28 protein-coding genes are annotated in these 25,741 nt (G+C 67.0%); 13 read left to right on the top strand and 15 right to left on the bottom strand.

From position 1 onward, the window contains the following. The first annotated feature begins 6 nt into the window (after window positions 1-6). The 9 genes from thrC (at window position 7) to NYR58_RS09650 (ending at window position 8,167) form a co-directional block, all read left to right on the top strand. On the top strand, window positions 7-1,404 hold the full coding sequence (thrC, locus tag NYR58_RS09690) for a threonine synthase (protein ID WP_261520385.1): 1,398 nt from the start codon (window positions 7-9) through the stop codon (window positions 1,402-1,404). Between the two features lie 12 nt (window positions 1,405-1,416). Next, on the top strand, window positions 1,417-2,709 hold the full coding sequence (locus tag NYR58_RS09685; RefSeq protein ID WP_261520384.1) for a M16 family metallopeptidase: 1,293 nt from the start codon (window positions 1,417-1,419) through the stop codon (window positions 2,707-2,709). A gap of 15 nt (window positions 2,710-2,724) precedes the next feature. Beyond that, the gene (locus tag NYR58_RS09680) at window positions 2,725-3,321 is read left to right on the top strand and encodes a GNAT family N-acetyltransferase (RefSeq protein WP_261520382.1); all 597 of its coding nucleotides are present in this window, start codon (window positions 2,725-2,727) and stop codon (window positions 3,319-3,321) included. 48 nt (window positions 3,322-3,369) lie between these two features. Beyond that, the gene (locus tag NYR58_RS09675; RefSeq protein WP_261520381.1) at window positions 3,370-6,216 is read left to right on the top strand and encodes a putative bifunctional diguanylate cyclase/phosphodiesterase; all 2,847 of its coding nucleotides are present in this window, start codon (window positions 3,370-3,372) and stop codon (window positions 6,214-6,216) included. Between the two features lie 79 nt (window positions 6,217-6,295). Further along, window positions 6,296-6,622 carry an ArsR/SmtB family transcription factor gene (locus NYR58_RS09670; protein WP_261520380.1) on the top strand — a complete coding sequence of 109 codons (327 nt, stop codon included), beginning with the start codon at window positions 6,296-6,298 and terminating at the stop codon, window positions 6,620-6,622. After that, the gene (locus NYR58_RS09665; protein ID WP_261520378.1) at window positions 6,619-7,035 is read left to right on the top strand and encodes an SRPBCC family protein; all 417 of its coding nucleotides are present in this window, start codon (window positions 6,619-6,621) and stop codon (window positions 7,033-7,035) included. The genes NYR58_RS09670 and NYR58_RS09665 overlap by 4 nt, the downstream gene beginning before the upstream one ends. A 37-nt stretch (window positions 7,036-7,072) precedes the next feature. After that, complete coding sequence (locus NYR58_RS09660) at window positions 7,073-7,522, top strand: DUF1801 domain-containing protein (protein ID WP_261520377.1); 450 nt, start codon at window positions 7,073-7,075, stop codon at window positions 7,520-7,522. An 11-nt stretch (window positions 7,523-7,533) separates the two neighbouring features. Next, window positions 7,534-7,752: a hypothetical protein gene (locus tag NYR58_RS09655; protein ID WP_261520376.1), complete on the top strand. Its 219-nt coding sequence runs from the start codon at window positions 7,534-7,536 to the stop codon at window positions 7,750-7,752. 4 nt (window positions 7,753-7,756) lie between these two features. Next, window positions 7,757-8,167 carry a DUF1801 domain-containing protein gene (locus NYR58_RS09650; RefSeq protein WP_261520374.1) on the top strand — a complete coding sequence of 137 codons (411 nt, stop codon included), beginning with the start codon at window positions 7,757-7,759 and terminating at the stop codon, window positions 8,165-8,167. 75 nt (window positions 8,168-8,242) lie between these two features. Here the strand turns inward: NYR58_RS09650 and NYR58_RS09645 are convergent, their stop codons facing one another. Next, window positions 8,243-8,851, bottom strand: a complete 609-nt coding sequence (locus NYR58_RS09645; protein ID WP_261520372.1) for a YqgE/AlgH family protein — start codon at window positions 8,849-8,851, stop codon at window positions 8,243-8,245. Between the two features lie 126 nt (window positions 8,852-8,977). Between NYR58_RS09645 and NYR58_RS09640 the strand changes: the two genes are divergently transcribed. Together NYR58_RS09640 and NYR58_RS09635 are read left to right on the top strand one after the other, a co-directional pair. After that, window positions 8,978-9,778 carry a protein-disulfide reductase DsbD domain-containing protein gene (locus NYR58_RS09640; protein ID WP_261520371.1) on the top strand — a complete coding sequence of 267 codons (801 nt, stop codon included), beginning with the start codon at window positions 8,978-8,980 and terminating at the stop codon, window positions 9,776-9,778. A 128-nt stretch (window positions 9,779-9,906) separates the two neighbouring features. Continuing rightward, window positions 9,907-10,407 (top strand): peroxiredoxin, encoded by a 501-nt coding sequence (locus NYR58_RS09635; RefSeq protein ID WP_261520370.1) that lies wholly within the window; start codon window positions 9,907-9,909, stop codon window positions 10,405-10,407. Window positions 10,408-10,437: 30 nt separating this feature from the next. Here the strand turns inward: NYR58_RS09635 and rnhA are convergent, their stop codons facing one another. The 11 genes from rnhA to coxB form a co-directional block, all read right to left on the bottom strand. Next, complete coding sequence (gene rnhA, locus NYR58_RS09630; protein ID WP_261520369.1) at window positions 10,438-10,914, bottom strand: ribonuclease HI; 477 nt, start codon at window positions 10,912-10,914, stop codon at window positions 10,438-10,440. Continuing rightward, entirely contained in the window at window positions 10,911-11,876 is a 966-nt protein-coding gene (locus tag NYR58_RS09625; protein WP_261520368.1) for a homoserine kinase, read from the bottom strand. Before NYR58_RS09625 ends, rnhA begins: the two co-directional genes overlap by 4 nt. Before the next feature lies 1 nt (window position 11,877). Continuing rightward, window positions 11,878-12,888 (bottom strand): 4-hydroxy-3-methylbut-2-enyl diphosphate reductase, encoded by a 1,011-nt coding sequence (ispH, locus tag NYR58_RS09620; RefSeq protein ID WP_261520367.1) that lies wholly within the window; start codon window positions 12,886-12,888, stop codon window positions 11,878-11,880. 55 nt (window positions 12,889-12,943) lie between these two features. Beyond that, window positions 12,944-13,693 carry an SURF1 family protein gene (locus tag NYR58_RS09615; RefSeq protein WP_261520366.1) on the bottom strand — a complete coding sequence of 250 codons (750 nt, stop codon included), beginning with the start codon at window positions 13,691-13,693 and terminating at the stop codon, window positions 12,944-12,946. After that, window positions 13,690-14,076 (bottom strand): DUF983 domain-containing protein, encoded by a 387-nt coding sequence (locus tag NYR58_RS09610; RefSeq protein ID WP_261520365.1) that lies wholly within the window; start codon window positions 14,074-14,076, stop codon window positions 13,690-13,692. The genes NYR58_RS09615 and NYR58_RS09610 overlap by 4 nt, the downstream gene beginning before the upstream one ends. A gap of 85 nt (window positions 14,077-14,161) precedes the next feature. Then, a complete protein-coding gene (locus NYR58_RS09605) occupies window positions 14,162-15,043 on the bottom strand; it encodes a cytochrome c oxidase subunit 3 (RefSeq protein ID WP_261520364.1) in 882 nt (293 codons plus the stop codon). A 1-nt stretch (window position 15,044) separates the two neighbouring features. Further along, the gene (locus NYR58_RS09600; RefSeq protein WP_261520363.1) at window positions 15,045-15,653 is read right to left on the bottom strand and encodes a cytochrome c oxidase assembly protein; all 609 of its coding nucleotides are present in this window, start codon (window positions 15,651-15,653) and stop codon (window positions 15,045-15,047) included. A 7-nt stretch (window positions 15,654-15,660) separates the two neighbouring features. Continuing rightward, entirely contained in the window at window positions 15,661-15,825 is a 165-nt protein-coding gene (locus tag NYR58_RS09595; RefSeq protein ID WP_261520362.1) for a hypothetical protein, read from the bottom strand. Between the two features lie 4 nt (window positions 15,826-15,829). Then, window positions 15,830-16,762 carry a heme o synthase gene (locus tag NYR58_RS09590; RefSeq protein WP_261520489.1) on the bottom strand — a complete coding sequence of 311 codons (933 nt, stop codon included), beginning with the start codon at window positions 16,760-16,762 and terminating at the stop codon, window positions 15,830-15,832. 54 nt (window positions 16,763-16,816) lie between these two features. Then, on the bottom strand, window positions 16,817-18,469 hold the full coding sequence (gene ctaD, locus NYR58_RS09585; protein WP_261520361.1) for a cytochrome c oxidase subunit I: 1,653 nt from the start codon (window positions 18,467-18,469) through the stop codon (window positions 16,817-16,819). A 38-nt stretch (window positions 18,470-18,507) separates the two neighbouring features. Continuing rightward, a complete protein-coding gene (gene coxB, locus NYR58_RS09580; RefSeq protein WP_261520360.1) occupies window positions 18,508-19,377 on the bottom strand; it encodes a cytochrome c oxidase subunit II in 870 nt (289 codons plus the stop codon). A gap of 330 nt (window positions 19,378-19,707) precedes the next feature. On the opposite strand from coxB, the gene NYR58_RS09575 reads away from it, so the two are divergent. Both NYR58_RS09575 and tldD read left to right on the top strand, forming a co-directional pair. Further along, entirely contained in the window at window positions 19,708-20,214 is a 507-nt protein-coding gene (locus NYR58_RS09575; RefSeq protein WP_261520359.1) for an invasion associated locus B family protein, read from the top strand. A 92-nt stretch (window positions 20,215-20,306) separates the two neighbouring features. Continuing rightward, the gene (gene tldD, locus NYR58_RS09570) at window positions 20,307-21,725 is read left to right on the top strand and encodes a metalloprotease TldD (RefSeq protein WP_261520358.1); all 1,419 of its coding nucleotides are present in this window, start codon (window positions 20,307-20,309) and stop codon (window positions 21,723-21,725) included. Between the two features lie 27 nt (window positions 21,726-21,752). Here tldD and NYR58_RS09565 read toward each other — a convergent pair whose 3' ends face one another. The 3 genes from NYR58_RS09565 to dxs are packed head-to-tail and all read right to left on the bottom strand — an operon-like array spanning window position 21,753 to window position 25,733. After that, the gene (locus NYR58_RS09565) at window positions 21,753-22,988 is read right to left on the bottom strand and encodes a class I SAM-dependent RNA methyltransferase (RefSeq protein WP_261520357.1); all 1,236 of its coding nucleotides are present in this window, start codon (window positions 22,986-22,988) and stop codon (window positions 21,753-21,755) included. Further along, window positions 22,985-23,737, bottom strand: coding sequence for a TlyA family RNA methyltransferase (locus tag NYR58_RS09560; RefSeq protein WP_261520356.1), 753 nt, complete (start codon window positions 23,735-23,737; stop codon window positions 22,985-22,987). Before NYR58_RS09560 ends, NYR58_RS09565 begins: the two co-directional genes overlap by 4 nt. Window positions 23,738-23,786: 49 nt before the next feature. Then, window positions 23,787-25,733: a 1-deoxy-D-xylulose-5-phosphate synthase gene (dxs, locus tag NYR58_RS09555; RefSeq protein WP_261520355.1), complete on the bottom strand. Its 1,947-nt coding sequence runs from the start codon at window positions 25,731-25,733 to the stop codon at window positions 23,787-23,789. Window positions 25,734-25,741 lie beyond the last annotated feature (8 nt).

Here is a 25,741-nt window from a genome sequence, read left to right as displayed (position 1 = left end):
CGAAGGATGGACTATGTGAGTACGCGCGGCGAGGCGCCGGTGCTGGGCTTTTCGGACGCGCTGCTGCAGGGGCTTGCCCGCGACGGAGGGCTCTATCTGCCCCGTGAATGGCCGCGGCTTTCGGCCGAGGAGATGCGCGCCCTGCGCGGCCTGCCCTATGCCGAGGCGGCCTTCCGGCTCATCCGGCCTTTCGTGGGCGGCGAGATCGCCGATGGTCCGCTCAGGCGCATCGTCGAGGAGAGCTACGCCACCTTCCGCCACGCCGCCGTGTGCCCGCTGGTGCAGACGGGGCCCGGAGAGTTCGTTCTGGAGCTTTTCCACGGCCCGACGCTGGCCTTCAAGGACGTGGCCATGCAGCTTCTCGCCCGGCTGATGGACCATGTGCTGGCCGAGCGCGGCGCGCGCGTCACCATTGCAGGCGCCACCTCGGGCGACACCGGAGGCGCGGCCATCGACGCCTTTGCCGGGGCACGGCGCTGCGACGTCTTCATCCTCTTTCCGCACGGGCGCGTCTCGCCCGTGCAGCAGCGGCAGATGACCACCTCGGGCGCGGCCAACGTGCAGGCGATTGCCATCGAAGGCAATTTCGACGACTGCCAGGCCCTCGTCAAAGCCATGTTCAACGATCACGCCTTCCGCGACCGCGTCGGGCTTTCGGGCGTCAATTCCATCAACTGGGCGCGCATCATGGCCCAGATCGTCTACTACTTCACCGCCGCCGTCTCGCTCGGCGCGCCGGACAGGGCGGTCTCCTTCACCGTGCCGACAGGCAATTTCGGCGACATCCTGGCCGGCTATGCAGCAAAGCGCATGGGCCTGCCGATCGGCCGGCTGGTGATCGCCACCAACGAGAACGACATTCTGGCGCGCGCCCTTTCAAGCGGCGAGTATGCCACGCGCGCGGTCGTCGCCACCACATCGCCCTCCATGGACATTCAGGTATCCTCGAATTTCGAGCGGCTCCTCTTCGAGGCCTCGGGCCGTGACGCGGCACAAGTGCGCGGCTACATGGAAAGCCTGCGCCAGTCCGGCAGCTTCGTCATCGCCGCGCCGACGCTTTTGCGGATCCGCTCCGACTTCGCGGCCGGGCGCGCCAGCATGGAGGAGACCGCCGCCACCATTCGCGAAACCCTTGCCCGCAGCGGCTATCTGGCAGATCCGCACACGGCGACGGCAATGAAGGTGGCGCGCGAGAAGGCCGTGGCGGGCGAGATCATGGTGGTGCTTTCGACGGCCCATCCGGCAAAGTTCCCGCAGGCCGTCGGCGAAGCCTGCGGTGTCACACCGTCGCTGCCGTCATGGCTTGACGGGCTCATGGAGAAGGATGAAGTCTATACCGTTCTTCCCACCGACCTAAAAATGGTGGAAGATCACATAAACCGTCACACGAGGGCGGAAGGCTAGGGAGTGCGTTTGATGGGAGTAGAAGTAAGCCGTCTGTCGAATGGCCTGACAGTGGCGACCGAGACCCTTCCGCATCTTGAATCGGTTGCCTTGGGCATTTGGGTGAAATCGGGCTCGCGCAACGAGCGGGAGGACGAGCACGGCATTGCGCACCTCCTGGAGCACATGGCCTTCAAGGGCACCTCCCGGCGCAGCGCCCTGCAGATCGCCACCGACATCGAGGATGTGGGCGGCGAGATCAACGCCGCCACCAGCGTGGAGACCACCGCCTTCTATGCGCGCGTGCTCAATGACGACCTGCCGCTGGCCATCGACATTCTCGCCGACATCCTCACCGATCCCAAGTTCGACCCGGCGGAGCTGGAGCGCGAACAGCACGTCATCCTGCAGGAGATCGGCGCCGCCCACGACACGCCGGACGATGCCGTCTTCGACCGTTTCACCGAGACCGCCTTCCGCCATCAGGCGCTCGGCCGTTCCATCCTCGGTACGCCGGAGACGGTGAAATCCTTCACCTCGCCGCAGCTCCACCGCTTTCTGGAGCGCCAATATGGGGCGGAGCGCATGGTGGTGGTGGCCGCCGGCGGCGTCAGCCACGAGGATTTCGTGCGCCAGGTCGAAGAGCGGCTGGGCACGTTCCGCGAGAAGGCGGAGGCCGTGGTACCGCAATACGCCCACTATGTGGGCGGCGACTATCGCGAGCACCGTGACCTGATGGACGCCCAGATCATCCTCGGCTTCGAGGGCCGTGCCTACCATGTGCGCGACTTCTATGCCTCCCAGGTCCTGTCGATGATCCTGGGGGGCGGCATGTCGTCGCGGCTTTTCCAGGAGGTGCGCGAGCGGCGCGGCCTGTGCTACGCCGTCTATGCCTTCCACTGGGGCTTCTCCGACACCGGCATTTTCGGCGTGCACGCGGCCACCGGGCGCGAGGACATCGAGGAGCTGATCCCCGTCATCCTCGACGAGCTGCAGAAGGCCGGCGAACGCATCGAGCAGGCGGAGCTCGACCGGGCGCGGGCGCAATACCGCGCCGGGCTGATGATGTCGCGCGAAAGCCCGGCAAGCCGCGCCTCGCAGATCGCCCGTCAGCTCCTGCTCTACGGGCGGCCCATCGAGACGGAGGAGCTGATGGACCGGCTCGCCGGCCTGACCGTCGAGCGCCTGGCCGATCTTTCGGCGCGGCTGTTCAGCTCCAAGCCGACGGTCGCCGCCATCGGTCCGGTGGGCAGCCTCGCCCCCTTCGAGTCGATCCGCGACACGCTGGCGGCCTCCCACCCCATGCCGCGCAAGCTGGCGGTGTGAGCGCAGACGGAACCCATGTTCCAGACGCCCTTCTTCCGGCGCGACCTTCCGGCACTGGAGGGCGAGACGATCCGCCTGCGTCCGCCGCTTTCACAGGACCATGCCGAATGGGCGGCGCTGCGCGAGGAGAGCCGGGCCTTTCTGGAGCCGTGGGAGCCGCGATGGGCACCGGACGAATTGTCGCGCCGCGCCTTCCGCGAGCGGCTGAAGCGCTATCACGACGAATACGACCAGGGCACCGGCATTTCCTTCTTCCTGTTCGAGCAGGCAGGCGGGCGGCTGGTGGGCGGCCTGTCCCTGACGAACATCCGCCGCGGCGTGGCCCAGTCGGCGCATGTCGGCTACTGGCTGGGCGAGCGCTTTGCCGGCCGCGGGCTGATGCTGGAGGCGCTGAGGCTGGTTATCCCCTTCGCTTTCGACACGCTGCGCTTGCACCGCCTGGAGGCGGCCTGTATCCCCAAAAACACGCGCTCGATGCGGCTACTTGAAAAAGCCGGATTTCAGCGCGAAGGGCTTTTGCGATCCTACCTGCGCATCAACGGCGTATGGCAGGACCATTATCTCTACGCCCTCATCGCGGGGGAGCATCAGGTCTATTCGAGGCGAGGCTGATCCTTGTTGCGCTCAATCCCAGCCGCATATCGCGCAGCGGCGCTGCTCATGGTCCTGTTCCTTGCCGTCGCCGCAGGGCCCGCGGCGGCGGTGGAGCCGATCAAGATCTCGCGTGACGACGTGGCGCTCGACCTGTCGCGCGCCGTCGAAATCTATCGCGATCAGGGGCCGAACTTCCAGGTCTCGACCGCGCCGGGGGCCGACGGGATCGTGCGGCGCATCGAGGTGGAAGCGCAGGATGCGCGCTCGACTGGCGACTGGGCCGTCTTCGCGCTGGCCAACACCACGGATGAACAGCTCGACCGGCTGATCGTCGCGCCGCATTTCCGGCTGGTCGGGTCCGGCCTCGTCTGGCCCGATCTCGGCTCGCGGCGCATCGCCGCCATCACGCCAAGCGAAGGGTTTGCGCTCGACCGTCAGGAAAGCGGCGACGCCGACGAGTTTCTCGTCACTCTCAACCCCGGCACGGTGGTCACATTCGTGGCCGAGCTTTCCTCGCGCAACCTGCCGCAGGTCTATCTGTGGGACCCGGCCGCCTACAAGGATACGGTCAACTCCTACACGCTGTTCCGCGGCATCGTCATCGGCATTGCCGGGCTGCTCGCCCTGTTCCTCACCATCCTGTTCGTGGTCAAGGGCACCTCCATGTTCCCCGCCACGGCGGCGCTGGCCTGGGCGACGCTCGCCTATATCTCCATCGACTTCGGCTTCCTGACGCGCCTCATCGACATCTCGCCGGGCAGCGAGCAGCTCTGGCGCGCCGGCACCGAGATCGCGCTCGCCGCCACGCTGGTGGTCTTCCTGTTCGCCTATCTCAACCTCAACCGCTGGCACGAGCATTTCAGCTATGGTGCGCTGGCGTGGATCCTGGGCCTTGCCCTCATTGCCGGCGTGGCCTGGATAGACCCGGCCATGGCCGCTGGCATCGCGCGCATCTCCTTTGCCGCCACGGCGGTGGCCGGGCTCGGGCTCATCGTCTATCTGGGCATGCAGGGCTATGACCGCGCCATCATGCTGGTGCCGAGCTGGCTGATGGTCCTCGTATGGCTGGCCGGCGCCTGGATGGCGGTGACGGGCCGGATCGACAACGACATCGTGCAGCCGGCCATCGGCGGCGGCCTCGTTCTCATCGTGCTGCTCATCGGCTTCACCGTCATGCAGCACGCCTTTGCCGGCGGGGCGCTGTTCCAGGGCCTGTTCTCCGACATGGAACGCCAGGCGCTCGCCGTCACCGGCGCCGGCGATACCGTCTGGGACTGGGACGTGCTGCGCGACCGCGTGGTCACCAGGCCCGATGTCAGCCGCCAGCTCGGCCTGCCGGCCGACAGCCTGCACGGGCCGGCGCGAAGCTGGCTGCCGCTGCTGCATGCCGACGACCGCGACACCTTCCGCACCACCATGGATGTCGTGCTGGAAAACCGGCGCGGACGCATCGCCCAGAGCTTCCGCCTGCGCGGCGCCGATGGGCACTATCACTGGTTCACCCTGCGCGCCCGCCCCGTGGTCGGCTCGGACGGCGAGGTGATCCGCTGCGTGGGCACGATGGTGGATGTCACGGAGCAGAAAAAGGCCGAAGAGCGACTTCTCCACGATGCCGTGCACGACAATCTCACCGGCCTGCCGAACCGCGAGCTGTTCATCAACCGTCTCGACGCGACCATTGCCATGGCGGGGGCAGAACGCAGCATCCGCCCCACCGTGCTGGTGATCGACATCGACCGCTTCAAGCAGGTCAATGACGAGCTGGGCATCTCGGCGGGCGACACCATCCTGCTCACCATCGCCCGCCGCCTGCACCGGCTGCTGAAGCCCGGCGACGCGCTGTCGCGCATTGCCGGCGATCAATTCGCCATGATGCTGCTGTCGGAGCGCGAACCGGCCCACATCGCCTCGGTCGCCGATGCGGTGCGCCAGGCGATCCGCGCTCCCGTCACCTTCGCGCGCCGCGAGATCGTGCTTACCCCCTCCATCGGGCTCGTCTCGTGGACAGCGGCGCAGGCTTCCGCCGAGGAGATGCTGAAGGATGCCGAGCTTGCCATGTACCAGGCCAAGCGCTTCGGCGGCGATCGCATCGAGCCCTTCCGGCCCGCCTTCCGCACCATCGGCACCGACAGGCTGCAGATGGAGTCGGACCTGCGCCGCGCCGTGGAGCGCAAGGAACTGAGCCTTGCCTACCAGCCCATCGTGCGGCTGGAGGACGGCAGCATCGCCGGTTTCGAGGCGCTTTTGCGCTGGGAGCACCCGCGCCGCGGCACCATCCCGCCGGCCGATTTCATCCCGGTGGCCGAAAGCTCCGGCCTCATCGTGCAGCTTGGCCTGTTCGCCATGCAGCAGGCGGCGGAAGACCTGCACCGCTGGCAGAAGCAGCTTGGCGACCTGCCGCTGTTCATGTCGGTCAACCTGTCGAGCCGCCAGCTCATCCGCCGCGATCTGGTGGGCGATGTGCGCTCCGTCATCGCCCGCGCCAACATCAAGCCGCGCTGCTTCCGCCTGGAGCTCACCGAATCCCTGGTGATGGACAATCCCGAGCAGTCGGCCCATGTGCTCGGCAAACTGAAGAAGCTCGGCATCGGCCTGTCGCTCGACGATTTCGGCACAGGCTATTCGTCGCTGGCCTATCTCACCCGCTTCCCCTTCGACACCATCAAGATCGACCGCAGCTTTGTCGACGACCACAGCTCGAAGGGCCGCGCGCTGCTGCGCTCCATGGTGCTGATGGCGCACGATCTCGGCCTTTCGGTGGTTGCCGAGGGGGTTTCGGGCGAACAGGAAGCGGAGATGCTGCGCCAGACGGGTTGCGAATATGCCCAGAGTTTCCACTTCGGCGCGCCGGCGGACGCCGAGACCAGCCTCGCTCTCCTTCAGGAACAGTACCCCGGCCCCGTGGCGAGCTGAACCTCGCGCCCCCGCCCTTGACTCATATATATCCCGTCGGTTATCGGTCCGATCAATAACCAGAGAGTTATTGGTCGAGATGCCGCAGCCGCCCCACGACATCCTTTTCAGGACGCTTGCCGACCCGACACGCCGGGCCATCTTTGAGCGGTTGTGCCGCGAGGGCAACCAGACCGTTGCAGCGCTCACGGCCAGGGCGGGCGTCTCGCAGCCCGCTGTCTCGAAGCATCTGAGGGTTCTCAAGCAGGCTGGGCTCGTGCGCGATCGCCATCAGGGCCGGCAGACCCACTACAGCGCACAAGTCGACGCTTTATCGCCACTCATCGACTGGACGAAGCAGATGACCGGCTTCTGGCATGGGCGCCTCGACGCCCTCGAAGAGCTGCTCGACAGGATGGACCAATGAGCGACAGCGACGCCGAAACACTCTCCATCGTCGTCGAGCGGGAAATATCGCACCCGCCGGAAAAGATCTGGCGCGCGCTCACAGAGCCGCATTTCCTGGAGGAATGGTTCATGAAGATGCAGGACGACTTCGAGCCGGCGCCGGGCCATCGTTTCCGCGTCACCGCGGATTGGGGTGTCGTCCATTGCCAGGTCCGCGCGGCCGAGCCGAACAGAAGGCTCACCTATAGCTGGGATACGAAGGACCTGGTCAGCACCGTCACCTGGACGCTTACTCCGACGGAGAAGGGTACCCTCCTGCGCATGGAGCAGACGGGCTTCCGCGCCGACCAGCAGCCCTATTATCGAGGCGCCACGGCGGCATGGCCGCGCTTGCTCGCCGCGCTGGAGGAGGCGCTGGAGCGGATGGCTTGAACCGGACCGCACGAAACCGAGGCAGGGAGATGGCGCCATGAGAGACGAGGGAATGCCGGGCGCAGAGCCGCCATCGCGGCTGATCGACGCCAGAATCGCGGCGCTGGGCGACTGGCGGGGAGAGACCCTTGCCAGGGTGCGCGCGCTCATCCGGCAGACCGATCCCGCTGTGGTCGAAGAAGTGAAGTGGCGAAAGCCCTCGAACGGCATGCTCGGAGTTCCGGTATGGTCGCATGGCGGGATCATCTGCACAGGGGAGGTCTATCGGGACAAGGTGAAGCTGACCTTTGCCAAGGGCGCGGCACTGGCAGACCCCAGCGGCCTCTTCAATGCCGGCCTTGAGGGCAATGTGCGGCGCGCCATCGACATCCGCGAAGGCGAGGAGATCGACGGGGAGGCACTGAAGGCGCTCATCCGCGCCGCCGTGGCGCTCAACGTATCTACGGCGGCAAAACGGCGAACCCAACCAGCCCCGGCCCGCACATAGGAGAAAATCTCATGAACTGGAGCCACTGGATCCGTCAATCCCACCGCTGGCTTGCGCTCGCCTTTACGGCAGGCTTCATCGTCAACGCCTTTGTGGCGATGCGCGGGGCAGAAGCGGCCTTTTGGGTGTATCTCCTGGTACTGGTTCCGCTGTTCCTGCTTCTGCCGACGGGCCTCTACCTGTTCGTGCTGCCCCTTGCCGTCCGGTGGCGGCGGCGCGGGGAGGTATAGCCCGATGGCGGACAAGACGATTCTGCTTTCCGGTGGCAACCCGCAGATTCCAAAGGGCGACGGTGATGCTCCGGTGCAGGCCTATATCGCGGCTATGCCGGGCTGGAAGAGCGACGTCGGACGCCGCCTCGATGCACTCATCGTGCGCACCGTGCCCGAGGTGCGCAAGGCCGTCAAATGGAACTCGCCGCTCTATGGCATGGAGGGTCAGGGATGGTTTCTGGGCATCCATTGCTATACGCGCTATGTGAAGGTGGCTTTCTTCCGCGGCGCGTCGCTGCAGCCCCCGCTCCCTGTCGGCTCCAAGGACAAGTTCACGCGCTATGTCCACATCCATGAGAGCGAGGGGCTCGACGAGGCGCTGTTTGCCTCCTGGGTACGTCAGGCAGCCGCCCTGCCCGGTTGGATTCCCTGACTTTTGGCGGGGCGTGTAGTCTTGCCGCCGCGTCCTCTGGGGGCCGCAGGGCGTGCCGCGCGGCTCCGCCGGGCTTCAGGCGTGGCCGGCCACGGTGCTCAGATGCGCCAGGTCAACGCCGATCGAGGCCAGAATCCGGTCATAGAGGGTCTCGATGTCGTGCTCGAAGAGAAGTTCCGGCGTGGCAGGGCATGCAAGCCAGCCATTCTCGGCGATCTCCATCTCGAGCTGGCCGGCGCCCCAGCCGGAATAGCCGAGCGCCATCAAGGCGTGGCGTGGACCCTTGCCGACGGAAATGGCGCGCAGAATGTCCATGGTCGCCGTCAGGCACACCTGCTCGGAGACGGGCATGGACGAGTCCACCATATAGTCGCCCGAGTGCAGCACGAAGCCGCGGCTGCGGTCGACCGGGCCGCCATTGCGCACCGGCATCTGGCGGGCACGGGCGGGAAGCCGGATCGACTGGCTGCGGTCGAGCAGGCCGAGCTCCACCAGCACATCGGTAAAGCCGAGCTGCTGGGTCCGGTTGATGATCAGGCCCATGGCCCCGTCCTCGCTGTGCGCGCACAGATAGATGACGGAACGCGCAAAACGCTCGTCGCGCATGCCCGGCATGGCGATCAGGAAATGGTTCTGCAGCGTGCCCTGCACCGCCGCCTTGCTGGTGCCCGTCTCACCGTTCATGAAACCAGCCTACCGCGTTTTGACGGCGCTTGAAAGACGCCATCCATGCCTGCCTCACGTGAAAATGATGGGACTTGCTGTCGCAACGGCGTTGCCAGCATCGCGCGCAGACGGCACATTCCGCGCATGACTCGCCTTCCTGTTCTTCTCGCCCTTCTCGCCCTCCTTCCCGCCGCGGCGCGGCCGGCGGCAGCCGCCTCCAGCCCCTGGTTCGAAAGCGAGGGCGGGGCCGTCCGCATCGTCACCTCCGGCCTTGCCGATGCGCAGGGATATGTGCGCGGCGCCCTCGACATCCGTCTGAAACCCGGCTGGAAGACCTACTGGCGCGAGCCTGGCGAGGCGGGTGTGCCGCCGCACATCACGCTGTGGCAGACATCCGATCTCGCCGAGGCGGAAATCCTCTTCCCAACGCCCGAGCGCATCAGCCAGGACGGCGCCACATGGGCGGGGTACCGCCAGAGCGTCTCCCTGCCCGTCCTCTTCAAGGCGCGCGCGCCGGGGGCGGCGGGCATTCTGGAGGGAAGCGTCTTTCTGGGCATCTGCGAGACGATCTGCATCCCGGTCGACGCGACGTTCTCCTTCGATACCGGTGCCGACCCGGACAACCCCGCCGATGCCATTGCGGTGAATGCCGCCTTTGCCGCGCTGCCCGCTCCGCCCCGGCCCGGCTTCAGGGTGGCGGAAACGCGCCGCGAGGGGCGGAAGCTTCTCCTCGAAGCCGAGCTGCCGGAGGGCGCGGGCCCGGCAGTGCTCTTCCTTGCCGGGCCGTCCGGCGCGCGCCTTTCCATGCCCGTCCTGCAGGCCCGCGACGGCACGAAGGCCGTCTTTGCGGCCGAGCTCCTCGCCGCGCCGGAGGAAGCCGGCCCCCTCCACTACACGCTGGTCGCCGGCACGCGCGCCGTCGGCGGCACCATTGCCCTGCCCTGAAGAGGAGCCGGACGGGCCTTGCGCACAGGCTGCTTGACCGCCCCTGTTCCCGCCTTTCACTGCCCCCGCGATTCCGGCTCGCGCGGGAGGGCATGACACTTCGTTCAACCTCACCCAGGAGACTCTGAATGACGATTTCCATCGGCGACAGGCTGCCCGACACGACGATCAAGAAAGCCTCCCCGAAAGGGGCGGAGGACATCGCCACCGGCGATTTCTTCGCCGGCCGACGCATCGTCCTGATCGGCGTTCCCGGCGCCTTCACGCCCACCTGCAGCAACGATCACGTGCCCGGTTTCATCGAGAATTACGATGCCCTGCGCACCCGCGGCATCGACGCCGTGGCCGTGCTGTCGGTCAACGACCATCACGTGATGGCCGCCTGGGCGCGATTCCTCGGCGCGGAAGACAGGCTCGTCTTCCTGGCCGACGGCAATGGCAGCTTCACCCGCGCGCTGGGGCTCGACATCGACCTGTCGAAGGCAGGTCTGGGCACGCGCTGCCGGCGGTTCTCCATGCTGGTGGACAATGGAATCGTGAGAGAACTCAACATCGAAGAGAAACCCGGCCAGGCGGTGACCAGCGGCGCAGCCCGCATCCTCGAACAGGTCGAGTTCCAGGAGAGCTAGCCCGGCGATCCGGCGCTTGGGCGCCGCTTCTCAGGAGGCGGCGGGCGGCGTCTCGGGCGCCTTCCGCCGCTTCTTCTTGAACGGCTCCATGCCGGCGCGGGCCAGCGCGTCGGCGCGCTCGTTCTCGGCATGGCCCGCATGGCCCTTCACCCAGTGCCAGCGCACCGCGTGACGGCGGGTCGCCTCGTCGAGCGCCTGCCACAGCTCGGCATTCTTCACCGGCTTCTTCGCGGCCGTCTTCCAGCCGTTCCTCTTCCAACCCTCGATCCAGCCCGAAATGCCGTCGCGCACATAGCTGCTGTCGGTGTAGAGATCCACCTGGCACGGCTCCTTCAGCGCGTTGAGCGCCTCGGTGGCCGCTTTCAGCTCCATGCGGTTGTTGGTGGTGAGCGCCTCGCCGCCCGAAAGCTCCTTCTCCACGCCGTTGTAGCGCAGGATGGCGCCCCACCCGCCCGGACCCGGATTGCCCGAGCAGGCACCGTCGGTGAAGATCTCGACCTTTTTCACGCCAGATCGACCCCATATTCGCCAGGGCCTGTAATCCGGCGATGGAAGCGCAGGCGGCGGACATACTCCATGGGATCGCGCTTGTTGACCAACGCGCCGTCGGGAATGGTCAGCCAGTCGTAAAGACGGGTCAGCATGAAGCGCAGCGCCGAACCGCGCGCCAGAAGCGGCAGCGCCGCCACCTCCCCGGGCTTGAGCGGGCGCACGCTCTGATAGCCGGCCAGCAGGGCCGCCCCCTTGGTGACGTTGTAGGAAATATCCTTCTCGAAACACCAGGCATTGAGGCAGGTGGCAATGTCATAGGCCAGAAGATCGTTGCAGGCGAAATAGAAGTCGATGAGGCCGGAGACCCTGCCCCCCAGGAAGAAGACGTTGTCGGGAAAGAGATCGGCGTGGATGACCCCGACGGGCAGGTGCTGCGGCCAGCGGTCGACGGCGGCCAGATCCGCCTCCACCTCCCGTGCCAGTCCGGGCTCCACCTCGTCGGCGCGCGCCTTGCACAGCTCCCAGAGGCGCAGCCACTGGGCGGGAGACAGCGCGTTGGCCCGCGTCATGGGAAAATCCGCCGCCGCCGCGTGCAGCTCCGCCAGGGCGCGGCCCACCTCTCGGCAGTGCTGCGGCGTGGGCTTGCGCACCCACATGCCCTCCAGAAAGGTGATGAGGGCCGCCGGGCGCCCGGCCAAGGTGCCGATGGTCTCTCCATCCTGCCGGCGCACCGGCAGCGGGCAGGAAACGCCCTTCTTCGCCAGGTGCTCCATCAGCCCGAGAAAGAAGGGCAGATCCGCCGCCTCCACACGCCGCTCGTAGAGGGTGAGAATGAAGGCGCCCTCGGAGGTGTGCAGCAGATAGTTGGAGTTCTCCGTGCCCTCGGCGATGCCCTTGTAGGAGAGCAGCCGGCCCACCGGGTAGTCGCGCAGGAAGGCGCCGAGCTCTTCCTCGGAAATATCGGTATAGACCGCCATGTCAGCCTGCGCCGTTCACGAAGGCCATGTCGGCGCGCGTCAGCTCGACATCGCGCAGGGCGCGCATCACGGGAAACACCTCGTTTTCCTCCGCCGTGACGGCAAGCTCGATGGACACCTGATAGCGGGCCGCGAAGGCGTCGATGATCTCCTCCACCAGCACTTCCGGCGCCGAGGCGCCGGCAGAGAGGCCCAGCACGGCGATCTCGCCGATCTCGTCCCACGGCAGATCGGCCGCGCGCTGCACCAGCAGGGCGCGGCGCGCCCCTGACCTTTCGGCCACTTCGACAAGGCGGCGGGAGTTCGACGAGTTGGGCGCGCCGACGATCAGAAACAGGTCGGCGCCGGGCGCCGCCTTCCTCACCGCGTCCTGGCGGTTGGTCGTGGCATAGCAGATCGATTCGGCCGCCGGCGCCTGAAGATCGGGAAACCGCGCCTCAAGCACGCGGATGATCTCGGCGGTATCCTCCACGGAAAGCGTGGTCTGCGTCACATAGCCGAGAGGTGCCCCGTCGGGCGGGCGAAAGCTCTCGGCATCCTCGACCGTCTCGATGAGCGAGATCGTGCCTTCCGGCAGTTGCCCCATGGTGCCGATCACCTCCGGGTGGCCGGCATGCCCGACAAGCAGCACATGGCGGCCATGCCTCTGGTGGCGCATGGCCTGCTTGTGCACCTTCGAGACCAGCGGACAGGTGGCATCGAGATAGAAGAGGTCGCGCGCCTGCGCCTGCGCCGGCACCGACTTCGGCACGCCATGGGCGGAGAAGACCACCGGCCTGTCGCGATGCGCGTCGGGAATCTCGTCGAGTTCCTCGATGAAGACGGCGCCGCGCTCTCTCAGCCCTTCCACGACATAGCGGTTGTGAACGATCTCATGGCGCACATAGACCGGCGGGCCATACTTCTTCAAAGCCGCCACCACGATCTGAATGGCCCGGTCGACGCCGGCGCAGAAGCCGCGGGGCCCGCACAGCCTTACGGTGAGCGCCTGCTTGTGTCCGTTCGTCGCCATCGTATCGAAAACTCCTGTCCGGCGGGGCGGAGGGTGGGTCGAGCCTGCCTGCCTGTCAAGTGCGTCCCGTGTGGCGCCGGCGCAAGAACCAGTAGCCCACCACGCAGACCAGCGCAAAGGCCAGGCCATACCAGGTGATGGCATATTGCAGATGGTTGTTGGGCAGGTTGATGCGGGTGACACCCCCAACCGGAAGGCCGCCCGGATTGGGCTTGTCGTCGGCATCCACATAGAAGGGGTAGACCTCCCTCTCGCTCAGGCCGGCCGAGCGCGCCATGGCGTCCAGATCCTTCCAGTAGAAGATGTTTTGCACGGGGTCGTTGTCGGGCACCAGAAAGGACGGCTTTTCCTGGGGGGCCGTGCGCGCCAGACCGCCGATCTGCACCGTTCCCGGCACCTGTCCCTCGACACGGGTCTCGGGATCCTTGCGGTCGTAGGGTACGAAGCCGCGATTGACGAAGATGTAGCTGCCGTCGGCAAGCCGCAGCGGCGTGTGCACGAAGAAGCCGGAACGGCCATGCCACGTGGCGAGATAGTGCCGCTCGCCCTCATGCAGGAAGGCGCCGGCAAGCTCGACCGGGCGATAGTCGATGTCGCCGCCGCCCGCCTCGATGCGCGCCACCGTCTCCAGAGGCACGGGCGCGGCCGCGATGCGCTCCTCGATGCGCGCGATCAGCGCCTCCTTCCACTGCAGGCGCTTGACCTGCCATGTGCCGAGCACCAGCAGCAGCACCAGCACAGGAACACTGAATGCCAGCAGCAGAAAGCCCGTGCGCGGGCCGGTCCGGTGTTCTGCCAGACTCATCGTGTCTCGTCCAATCGCCCCTCGGCGGCCTTGTTGCGATATTGCAGGGCGATGAGCAGGCCCTTGATGAGCCGCAAAGCGCCCATCGAGAGCACCAGCGTCAGGGGAACCCACAGCACGAAATGCAGCCACAGGGGCGCGTTGGTCGTCACCTCCAGCCACAGCGCGAGGCCAACGACGATGAAGCCGATGACAAGAATGGCGAAAACCGCCGGCCCGTCGCCTGAATCGGCGAAACCGTAGTCGAGCCCGCAATTGGCGCAGCGTCGCCCCAGCCGCAGGAACCCGGCAAAAAGCCGGCCTTCGCCGCAGCGCGGGCAGCGGCCGGAGAGCCCGGCCCGGACGGGGTCGACCGGCGGCCAGATGGCCTTGTCTTCGTTCATGGCGTGGCGTCCCGTTCCCGAAAAAAGTCGAGGGGCAGCCGCGCGCCCGCGGCCGCCCCGATGTGCACGGCTCCAGCCCTCCCCGTCAATGGGCGATCGTCGCGCCGGCCGACCCCCAGACATAGACGAAGGCAAAGAGGAACAGCCAGACGACGTCCACGAAATGCCAGTACCAGGCCGCGGCCTCGAAGCCGAAATGCTGTTGCGGGGTAAAGTGGCCGGCCATGGCGCGCAACAGGCACACCGCCAGGAAGATGGTACCCACGATGACGTGGAAGCCATGGAAGCCGGTGGCCATGAAGAAGGTGGCGCCATAGATGGAATCGCGGAAGGCGAAGGGCGCGTGCAGATACTCGTAGGCCTGCACGCAGGTAAAGAACATGCCGAGCGCCACCGTGAGCGCCAGACCGGCGATCAGGCCCTTGCGGTCATTCTCCAGAAGCGCGTGGTGTGCCCAGGTGACGGTGGTGCCGGACAGCAGCAGGATGATCGTGTTGTAGAGAGGCAGGTGGAAGGGGTCGAGCACCTCCACGCCCTCGGGCGGCCATACGCCGCCGGTGAACTGCGCGCGGGCCACCTGCGCCGCCTCGTCAGGGAACAGGGCAGCGTCGAAGAAGGCCCAGAACCACGCCACGAAGAACATCAGCTCCGAGGCGATGAACATGATCATGCCGTAGCGCAGGTGCAACGACACGACACGGGTGTGGTGGCCTTCATGGGCCTCCTTGATGGTGTCGCTCCACCAGGCGAACATGGTGTAGAGCACGATCAGAAGGCCGACCAGGAAGAGCCAGAAATTGGTGGCTGCCAGATCGACGCCGAACAGCGGGAAGGAAGAGCCCTGCGCGGCCCGCATCCAGGCCACAGCGCCGATGGCCATGATCAGCGCGCCGACCGAGGCGATGAAGGGCCAGGGGCTCGGGTCGATGATGTGGTAGTCGTGGTGCTTCGCGTGGGCGGCAGCCATGTTATCCCTCGATCTTCTTCTGGTTCTTTGCTTCCTCGGGGCGCGGCGACTGGGCCGATTCCTGATTCAGCGGGTAGAATGTATAGGAAAGGGTTATCGTCTTCAGGTTCTTCAGCTCCGGCACATTGACGATCTCCGGGTCGACAAAGAACTGGACGGGCATCTCGTAGGTCTGGCCGGGCGCCAGCTCCTGCTCGGTAAAGCAGAAGCACTCCACCTTGTTGAAGTAGGCGCCGGCCAGGCCCGGCGCGACGTTGAAGGTGGCCGTGCCCGCGGTGGCGCGGGATGCCAGGTTGCGCGCCTCGTAGGCGATCTCGACCGTCTCGCCGATCTTCACCGTGATCTCGCGCTGCTTGGGCTTGAACTCCCAGGGCAGCGCCGTGCTGGTGTTGGCGTCGAAGCGGACGGTGATCTCCTGATCGAGCACCGTGTCGGAATACTGCGTTACGCGCTGCGTGGTGCCGCCATAGCCTGTCACCTGGCAGAAGAGCTGGTAGAGGGGCACGGCCGCGTAGGACAGCCCCACCATGCCGGCAAACACGCCCGCACAACTCAGCGCCACGATGCTGTTGCGGCGGATGCGGGCCTTTTCGGGATCGGTCTTGCTCATCTCACCCTCACATCGGCCGGTCGAACAGGGCAGGCCCCAGCTTCATGATGCTGCCCAGATAGACGATGACGACAAAGGCGGCGAGCGCCAGCGCAAGCGCGATGGAACGGCTGCGCCGCGCCTTGAGCTGCGCCTGTGTCGGCTTGATGCGTTCCTGCTCGTGTTCGCTCATCGCGTCAGCCTCCAAGTCGCCCGATCAGGCCGTCGGCGAGAAGCGCGGCGAAGATGGCGAACAGATAGACCAGGGAATAGGCGAACAGCGTCTTGGCCGGCTCCATCACCCGATCCTGCGGGTCCATTCTCAGGACGCGCCAGGCGTACCACACGAAACCGCCGCCCAGCACCGCCGCCACCGCGCCATAGGAAAGGCTTGCAAAGCCCATCAGGCTCGGCAGCACGCCGCTGGCGGCCACCGGCACCGCATAGGCAAAGATCTGGCGCCGGGTGTGCGCCTCGCCGGCCACATTGGGCATCATGGGGATGCCGGCGCGGGCATAGTCCCCCGCCTTGAACAGGGCGAGCGCCCAGAAGTGCGGCGGCGTCCACAGGAAGATGATCAGGAAGAGAACCAGGCTCTCCACCGTCACCGCGCCGGTGACGGCCGCCCAGCCGATGACCGGGGGCAGCGCCCCGGCCGCGCCGCCGATGACGATGTTCTGCGGCGTCGAGCGCTTCAGCCACATCGTGTAGATGACGACGTAGAAGAAGATGGTGAAGGCGAGCAGGCTGGCTGCCAGCCAGTTGGCCATCAGGCCGAGCGTCATCACCGCGAAGGCCGAAAGCACCAGACCGAAGGCGAGCGCCTCGCCCGGCGCCACGCGCCCCATGGGCACGGGGCGGCCCCTGGTGCGCGCCATCACGGCGTCGATGTCGGCGTCATACCACATGTTGAGCGCTCCCGCCGCGCCGGCGCCGACGGCAATCGCCAGGATGGCGATGAGGGCGAGAAGCGGGTTGGGCGCGGCCGGCGCCAGCACCATGCCCACAAAGGCGGTGAAGACGACGAGCGACATGACGCGCGGCTTCAGCAGTGCGATGAAATCCGCCGCGGTCGCCTCGGAGAGGAGACCGTCGCGCTCTTCCACATGCTTTCGTTCGACCAGCGCCATCGCTCTCACGCCATCTTCGTGGTCGGCGCGGCTCTTGGCCGCGCCTGCCATTCGCTACTTGATCCTCGGCAGCTCTTCCCACTGGTGGAAGGGCGGCGGCGAGGGAAGCTGCCACTCCAGCGTCGTCGCGCCCTCGCCCCACGGATTGGCGCCGGCGACGCGCTTCTTGGCGAAAGCTTCGGCCACGCCATAGAGGAAGACCAGCACGCCGATCGCCGCCAAGTAAGAGCCGTAGGACGACACCAGGTTCCAGCCGGCAAAGGCGTCCGGGTAGTCGATGTAGCGGCGCGGCATGCCGGCAAGGCCCAGGAAGTGCTGCGGGAAGAAGATCAGGTTCACGCCGATGAAGGTGATCCAGAAATGCAGCCGGGCGACGAAGGAATTGTACATGTAGCCCGTCATCTTCGGGAACCAGTAGTACCAGGCCGCGAAGATGGCGAAGACCGCGCCCATCGACAGGACGTAGTGGAAATGCGCCACCACATAGTAGGTGTCGTGCATGGCACGGTCGAGGCCGGCATTGGCAAGCTGCACGCCCGTCACGCCGCCGATGGTGAACAGGAAGATAAAGGCGATCGCCCACATCATCGGCACGCGGAAGGAGATGGAGCCGCCCCACATCGTGGCGATCCAGGAGAAGATCTTCACGCCGGTCGGCACCGCGATCACCATGGTGGCGAAGACGAAATAGCGCTGCGCGTCAAGCGACAGGCCCGTGGTGTACATGTGGTGCGCCCACACCACGAAGCCGACGGCGCCGATGGCCACCATGGCATAGGCCATGCCGAGATAGCCGAAGATGGGCTTCTTCGAGAAGGTGGACACGATGTGGCTGACGATGCCGAAGCCCGGCAGGATGAGGATGTAGACCTCGGGATGCCCGAAGAACCAGAACAGGTGCTGGAACAGGATCGGGTCGCCGCCGCCATCGGGCGCGAAGAAGGCGGTGCCGAAGTTGCGGTCCGTCAGAAGCATGGTGATGCCGCCGGCCAGAACGGGCAGCGACAGCAGCAGGAGGAAGGCCGTGATCAGCACCGACCAGGCAAACAGCGGCATCTTGTGCAGCGTCATGCCCGGAGCGCGCATGTTGAAGATGGTGGTGATGAAGTTGATGGCGCCGAGAATCGACGAGGCGCCGGCAATGTGCAGCGATAGGATCGCCAGATCCACCGCCGGGCCGGGATGCCCCACGGTCGAAAGCGGCGGATAGATCGTCCAGCCCGTGCCCGCGCCGTAGCCGCCGGGCGCGCCCGGCACGAACATGGTCAGCAGCAGCAGGATGAAGGCCGGCGGCAGAAGCCAGAAGGAGATGTTGTTCATGCGCGGGAAGGCCATGTCCGGCGCGCCGATCATGATCGGCACCATCCAGTTGGCAAAGCCACCGATGAGCGCCGGCATGACCATGAAGAAGATCATGATGAGGCCGTGGGCGGTGGTGAAGACATTGTACATCTCCTTGCCCGCGTCCACCGCGGCCGCCCCTTCATAGCCGTAGACCATGGATGCCAGGCCGTGGAAGATCTGGATGCCCGGCTCGGCAAGCTCCCAGCGCATCATCACCGACAGGAAGCCGCCGATGATGCCCGCCACGATGGCGAAGATCAGATAGAGCGTGCCGATGTCCTTGTGGTTGGTGGAATAGACCCAGCGCACCCAGCCTTTGGGCTTGTGGTCGTCGTGGTGGGTCTCGGTCGCAGCGCCTGCCATGTCCTTACGCTCCAATTGTCCTTGATGTCGCAGCCGGCCTATTCGGCGGCGGCGACCTTTTCCTCACCCCGGTCGAGCGCCGCCATCAGCGCCCGGTTGGCACCCGCCAGATCATCCTGCGCCGCAGCATACCAGTTCTGGAACTGCTCCTGCGAGACCACGCGGATGGCGATCGGCATGAAGGCATGATCCTTGCCGCAAAGCTCCGAGCACTGGCCGTAATAGATGCCCTCGCGCTCGGCCCTGAACCAGGTCTCGTTGATGCGGCCGGGCACGGCGTCAACCTTGATGCCGAAGGCCGGCAGGGCAAAGGCGTGGATCACGTCGCCCGCCGTCACCAGCACGCGCACCGTCGTGCCCACCGGAACCACCATCTCGTTGTCGACGGCCAGAAGCCGCGGATATTCCGTCCTGTCCTCCTTGCCGGCGGCGGCGCGGTCGTCCTCCTGCAGCATCAGGGAGGTGAAGGACAGCGCGTCCTCCTCGTCCTGATACTCGTAGTCCCAGTACCATTGCATGCCCGTGGCCTTGACCGTCAGCGCCGGCTCATCCTCGGGCGTGTACTGCGCGGTGAGAAGCTGAAAGGACGGAACGGCAAGGAGCAGAAGCACGATCACCGGTCCGACCGTCCACAAGACCTCGATCATCGTGTTGTGGCTGGTGCGCGAAGGCTCGGGATTGGCGCCGGCGCGATAGCGCAGGATGCACCAGGCCAGAAGCACCATCACGAGGAGCGTGATCGGCACGATGAACCAAAGCGTGTAGGCCTCGAACCAGGCTATCTGCTCCATGATGCCGGTGGCAGCCGGCTGGAACCGCATCTGCCATGGCTCGGGCTGCGCCGCAAAGGCACCGCTGGCGGCCAGCGACGGCGCAAGGGCCCCAAGGCTCGCAACAAATTTCTTCATCACCCTCGTCATCTCCCGATCAATGCGCTTCCCTCGGCGGAACCGTCGGATACACCAATGCATGCAGCTTGGCGAGAAGCCACATTGAAACCTTTCCAATACAGGCGCGTTCAAATCATACTCTCATGCGAACCGCAAGAAAGGCGTGAGAAAGCTCACATGCGGCATTTTTGCGCTGTCGCGCCCGGCTGGCCGCGGTTTCGCATTTTCGACCAATTTGGCGGCGATTGTGGCGGCGGCCGGGCCGTGGCGCGCGAAATCAGCCTTTTCTTTTCGCGCACGCGCCGGCAGGATGCGTCGTCGTGATTCGCCGGAAGCAGGGGGTTTGCCATGCCGTGGGTGGCGCGTTCGGTAGCGGTGGTTGCCTTGGGGCTCGCAGCGATTCTGCCCGCCGCCGCCCAGCAGCAGAACGGAAATGTGCGCTCCACCCATGGTGCCTGGTCGATCCTGTGCGACCAGCCGGCGGGGGCGGCCAGCGAGCAATGCGTGATGATGCAGAATGTCGTGGCCGAGGACAGGCCGGAGCTCGGCCTGTCCGTGGCCGTGCTGCGCACGGCCGACAACCAGGCGGAAATCATGCGCGTGCTGGCGCCGCTCGGCGTGCTTCTGCCCAACGGGCTCGGCCTCTATGTGGATGGCGAGGACATCGGCCGCGCCTATTTCATGCGCTGCTTCCAGGACGGCTGCTATGCCGAGGTTCTCCTGGAAGACCCGCTGCTTGAGACCCTGCGCAACGGCGAATCGGCCACCTTCATCGTCTTCCAGACCCCGGAGGAAGGCATCGGCATCCCCGTGGATCTCAAGGGCTTCGGCGAGGGATTCGACGCGCTGCCCTGAGCCCTGTCCGCCGCCGGCTTTTCTTGCCCGCCGGCACTGGATCGGCCCGGCACTTGCCCTTAAATGGTTGGGGTCAGCACAGGACATCCGCCATGCCCCATTCTCTCATCGATTCCTTCGACTGCTCGGCCGAGAAGCTCAGGTCCCTTGTCTCGCAGGCCATCTCGGGCGCCGACGACGGCGAGCTGTATCTCGAATATCGCGAGGGCGAGGCGCTGGTGTTCGACAATGGCCGGCTGAAAACCGCGAATTTCAACACCGACCAGGGCTTCGGGCTGCGCGCCGTGGCCGGCGAGGCGACGGGCTATGCCCATTCCAGCGAGCTTTCCGAGGCGGCCCTGCGGCGGGCGGCGGACGCGGTTTCAGCCGTCAAGAGCGGCCATTCCGGGCGGCTTGCCGCCCCGCCCCCCGGCACCAACCGGCACCTTTACGGCGAGGACAACCCCATCGCCGCGCCGGGCTTCGAGGAGAAGGCGAAGCTCCTTCAGGAGATCGACGCCTGGCTGAGGGCGAAGGACGACCGCGTGCGTCAGGTGACGGCGTCGCTCGCCGCCTCATGGCAGCAGGTGGAGATCCTGCGCGCCGACGGCCAGCTGGTGCGCGACATCCGGCCGCTCGTGCGCATCAACGTCGCGGTCGTCGTCGGCCAGGGCGACCGGCAGGAAACCGGCTCCTACGGCATGGGCGGGCGCAAGGGATTCGGCGCGTTCGTGGCCGAGGACTCCTGGCGATTCGCCGCCGGCGAGGCGCTGCGGCAGGCGCTGGTGAACCTTGAGGCCGCGCCCGCCCCCGCCGGCACCTTCGACATCGTGCTGGCCAGCGGCTGGCCGGGCGTCATGCTGCACGAGGCCGTGGGCCACGGGCTGGAGGGCGATTTCAACCGCAAGAAGACCTCTGCCTTCGCGGGCCTATTGGGCAGCCAGGTGGCTGCCAAGGGCGTCACGGTGGTCGATGACGGCACCATCGCCGAAAGGCGCGGCTCGCTTACCATCGACGACGAGGGCACGCCTTCCGCCCACAACGTGCTGATCGAGGACGGCAAGCTGGTGGGCTACATGCAGGACCGGCTCAACGCACGGCTGATGGGCATGAAGCCCACCGGAAACGGGCGGCGCGAATCCTACGCGCACGAGCCCATGCCGCGCATGACCAACACCTTCATGCTGGCCGGCGACCACACGCCGGAAGAGATCATCGCCTCGGTCAAGAAGGGCATCTATGCCGTCTCCTTCGGCGGCGGGCAGGTGGACATCACCTCCGGCAAGTTCGTCTTCGGCTGCACCGAGGCCTACATGATCGAAGACGGCAAGGTGACGCACCCCATCAAGGGCGCCATGCTGATCGGCAACGGGCCGGACGCCATGCACCGGGTGAGCATGATCGGCAACGACATGAAGCTCGACCCCGGCGTCGGCATGTGCGGCAAGAACGGCCAGGGGGTGCCGGTGGGCGTTGGCCAGCCGCATCTCAGGATGGACCGGATGACGGTGGGCGGCACGCAGGCGCAGTAGCTGCGCCGCCGCACGGGTGTCCGGGCTCTATCGCCGCGCCCGCTCCAGCAGCGCCACCGCCTCCACATGCGGCGACCACAGGAACTGGTCGATCGGCACCACGCGGACGAGGCGATAGCCGCCCGCCACCAGAATCGCCAGATCGCGGGCCAGCGTGCCGGGATTGCACGAGACGGCGGCCACGCGGCGCACGGCGGAGCGGGCGATCTGCCTGCTCTGCGCCTCGGCGCCGGCGCGCGGCGGATCGAAGACGAGGCCGTCGAAGGCAGCGAGCTCGCGCGTCGTCAGCGGCCGGTGGAAAAGGTCGCGCCGCTCGGCGGTCAGCGGCTTGAGGCCGGGGGCGGCCCTGGCCGCTGTTTCGAGCGCGGCGAGAGCGGTCGCCTCCCCCTCCACCGCGTGCACGCGCATCGCTGCGGCCAGACGCAGCGCAAAGGCGCCACTGCCGGCGAAGAGATCGGCCACGTGGCGCGCGCCCTGCAGGTGCTCTGCCGCCAGGGCGGCCATCGCCTCCTCCGCTGCGGCCACCGCCTGCAGAAAGCCGCCAGGCGGCGGCACGACCGCCACGCCCGAACAGTCCACCGTCGGCCTTGCCCGCTCCACGAGCACCTCACCGTCGAGAGAGAGGCGCGCATGGCCTTCCGCAAGCGCCCAGGCCACGGCCTGTTGCCGCCGCTTCTCGCCCACCGCGCCGGCGCCCTCCGCCGCGATGTCGAGGCCGCCTGCGGTTGCCGTGGCGGTGAGGCGGAACGGCTTTCCCGACCCCATAAGCAGCACGGCGAGACGACGCAGCCCCGGCAGGGCGGCAACGATCTGCGGCATGGCGACCGGACATTCCTCGATGTCCACGATGCGGTGCGACTGCGCCGCATTGAAGCCAAGCAGGGCACGGCCCCCCGCCACGCGCGCCGTCAGCACCAGGCGGCGGCGCGAGGCGGGCGGGCAGGCCAGAAGCGGCGCCACCTCGGCATCGAGCCCCCGGCTGGCGAGGGCCTGCACCACCTTTTCGCGCTTCCACGCCGCATAGGCCTGCGGTTCGAGATGCTGCACCGCGCAGCCGCCGCAGGTGCCGAAGTGCCGGCAGGCGGGCGGCACCCGCCGCGGCGAGGGCGTCTCCACCTCCAGAAGCCTGCCACGCTGCCCTTTCACCTCGGCCGATACGCTCTCCCCCGGCAGGGCGAACGGCACATAGACCGTCCCGCCCGGCGTCTGTGCTACGCCGTCGCCCTGGGCACCCAGCGCCTCGATGCGCAGCGTCGTGGTCATGGCGCCTTGAGCCCTGCAAGCAGGAACTCCTGGTTGCCGTCACCGCCCTCGATGGGCGAGGCGGCAAGGCCGATGGCGCGCCAGCCCGCATTCGTCTCCAGCCAGGTGCGCATGGCCTCGGCAACCGCGCGCCCCTTCTCGGGCACGCGCAGAAGCCCGCCCTTGCCGATTGCCGCGCGGCCTGCCTCGAACTGCGGCTTGACGAGGAAGAGGCCCCGCGCTCCCGGCGCGGCAAGGGCGAGCGCCGGCGGCAGCGCGAGTTTCAGCGAAATGAAGCTGACATCGCAGACGAGAAAATCCGGCACATGGCCGATGATGGCCGGCGTGAGGTGGCGGGCGTTCACCCCTTCGAGACAGGTGACGCGCGGGTCTGCCCTTACGCGCGGGTCCATCTGGCCATGGCCGACGTCGAGCGCCGTCACATGGGCCGCCCCCCGCTCCAGGAGCACCTGCGTGAAACCGCCGGTGGAGGCGCCGATGTCGAGCGCATGGGAACCGGCCGGGTCGAGGCCGAAGGCTTCGAGCCCGTGAACAAGCTTCAGGGCGGCGCGCGAGACATAGCCGCGCGCCGGGTCCTCCACGGCGATTTCGGCGTCGGCGGGAACCGGCTGTCCGGGCTTGGCCGCCAGTGTGCCCGCAACACGCACCGTGCCGCGCAACACCGCATCGCGCGCGCGGGCGCGGCTCTCGAACAGGCCGCGCTCGACCAGAAGCTGGTCGAGACGGAGGCGGGCTGGTGTCGCGGTCATCGTACCTTTCAGGGGCCGGATGGCGGCAGCCGTCCACGGCGGGTTGCCGTCAGGCCCGCGCGGCCCGTGCCTCCTGGCCCAGCGCGGCGAAAACCGTGCGCACGATGCCGGCCGCGTCCAGACCCGCATCGGCATACATCTTCTCCGGCTTCGCCTGGTCCATGAAGATGTCCGGCATCACCAGCGGGCGCACCTTGAGGCCGTTTTCGAGCAGGCCCCGATGGGCAAGGAAATGCAGCACGTGAGCGCCGAAACCGCCGATGGCGCCTTCCTCGATGGTGACGAGAACCTGGTGCTCGCGCGCCAGCCGCACGATAAGCTCGCAGTCCAGCGGCTTGGCAAAGCGCGCGTCGGCAACCGTGGTGGAAAGCCCCGCCGCCTCCAGCTCGTCGGCCGCCTTCAGGCAGTCGGCCAGGCGCGCGCCGAGCGACAGGAGCGCCACCTTGCCGCCTTCGCGCAACACGCGGCCCTTGCCGATTTCGAGCCGCTGCCCGCGCTCCGGCATCTCCACGCCGACGCCGTTGCCGCGCGGATAGCGGAAGGCGATGGGGCCTGCATCGTGACGCGCGGCGGTGCGCACCATGTGCTTCAGCTCCGCCTCGTCGCTGGCCGCCATGACAACGAAATTGGGCAGCGTCGAAAGATAGGTGATGTCGAACGCGCCGCAATGGGTGGCGCCGTCGGCCCCCACGAAGCCGGCGCGGTCGATGGCGAATCGCACCGGCAGATTCTGGATCGCCACGTCGTGCACCACCTGATCGTAGGCACGCTGCAGGAAGGTGGAATAGATGGCGGTGAACGGCCGGTACCCCTCCGAGGCCAGGCCGGCGGCGAAGGTGACGGCGTGCTGTTCGGCGATGCCGACATCGAAGGTGCGCTCGGGAAACTCCTTGCCGAACAGGTCGAGCCCGGTGCCGGAAGGCATGGCGGCGGTGATGGCGACAATCTTGTCGTCCTCGCGCGCCTCCTCGACAAGCGCCTGCGCGAACACCTTGGTGTAGCTCGGCGCATTGGCCGGCGCCTTGGCCTGAGCGCCGGTGATGACGTCGAACTTGGCGACGCCGTGATACTTGTCTGCCGCCGCCTCGGCCGGCGGATAGCCCTTGCCCTTCTGGGTGACGACATGGATGAGCACCGGCCCGCTGCCATGGTCGCGCACATTCTTCAGCACCGGCACGAGGTGCTCCAGATTGTGGCCGTCGATGGGGCCGATGTGGAGAAAGCCCATCTCCTCGAAGAGCGTGCCGCCGGTCACATAGCCGCGCGCGTGCTCCACGGCGCGGGTGATGGCCCGGTCGACGCTCTTGCCCAGATGGGCCGTCAGCCTCTTGCCGAAATCGCGAATGCCCTGATAGGCCCGCCCGGAGGCCAGCCGCGCCAGATAGGCGCTCATGGCCCCGGTTGGCGGCGCGATGGACATGTCGTTGTCGTTGAGGATGACGATGAGGCGCGCATCGAGGGCACCGGCATTGTTCATCGCCTCATAGGCCATGCCCGCCGACATGGCGCCATCGCCGATCACGGCGATCACGTGGCGGCGCTCGCCGGAAAGGTCCCGCGCCACGGCCATGCCGAGGCCGGCGGAGATGGAGGTGGAGGAATGGGCGGCCCCGAAGGGGTCATACGGGCTTTCCGCGCGCTTGGTAAAGCCCGAAAGCCCGCCCTCCTGGCGCAGCGTGCGGATGCGGTCGCGCCGGCCGGTGAGAATCTTGTGCGGATAGGCCTGGTGCCCGACATCCCAGATCAGCCGGTCTTCCGGCGTGTCGAAGACATAGTGCAGCGCCACGGTGAGCTCCACCACGCCCAGCCCGGCGCCCAGATGCCCCCCGGTCTGCGACACGGCGTCGATGACCTCCGCGCGCAGCTCCTCGGCAAGCCGCGGAAGCTGCTTTTCCTCAAGCCGCTTCAGGTCCGCGGGAATGCGAACGGTGTCCAGAAGCGGCGTTTCGGGGGGCGATTTCACTTCGTTCTCGCTGGTTGCCGGTTTGCGGGACATGGGGTCTG

This window comes from Chelativorans intermedius (assembly GCF_025398255.1).
Lineage (GTDB): Bacteria > Pseudomonadota > Alphaproteobacteria > Rhizobiales > Rhizobiaceae > Chelativorans > Chelativorans intermedius.
Note: the sequence above shows the minus strand (reverse complement) of the source record. Positions and strands in the feature narration are given on the sequence as shown.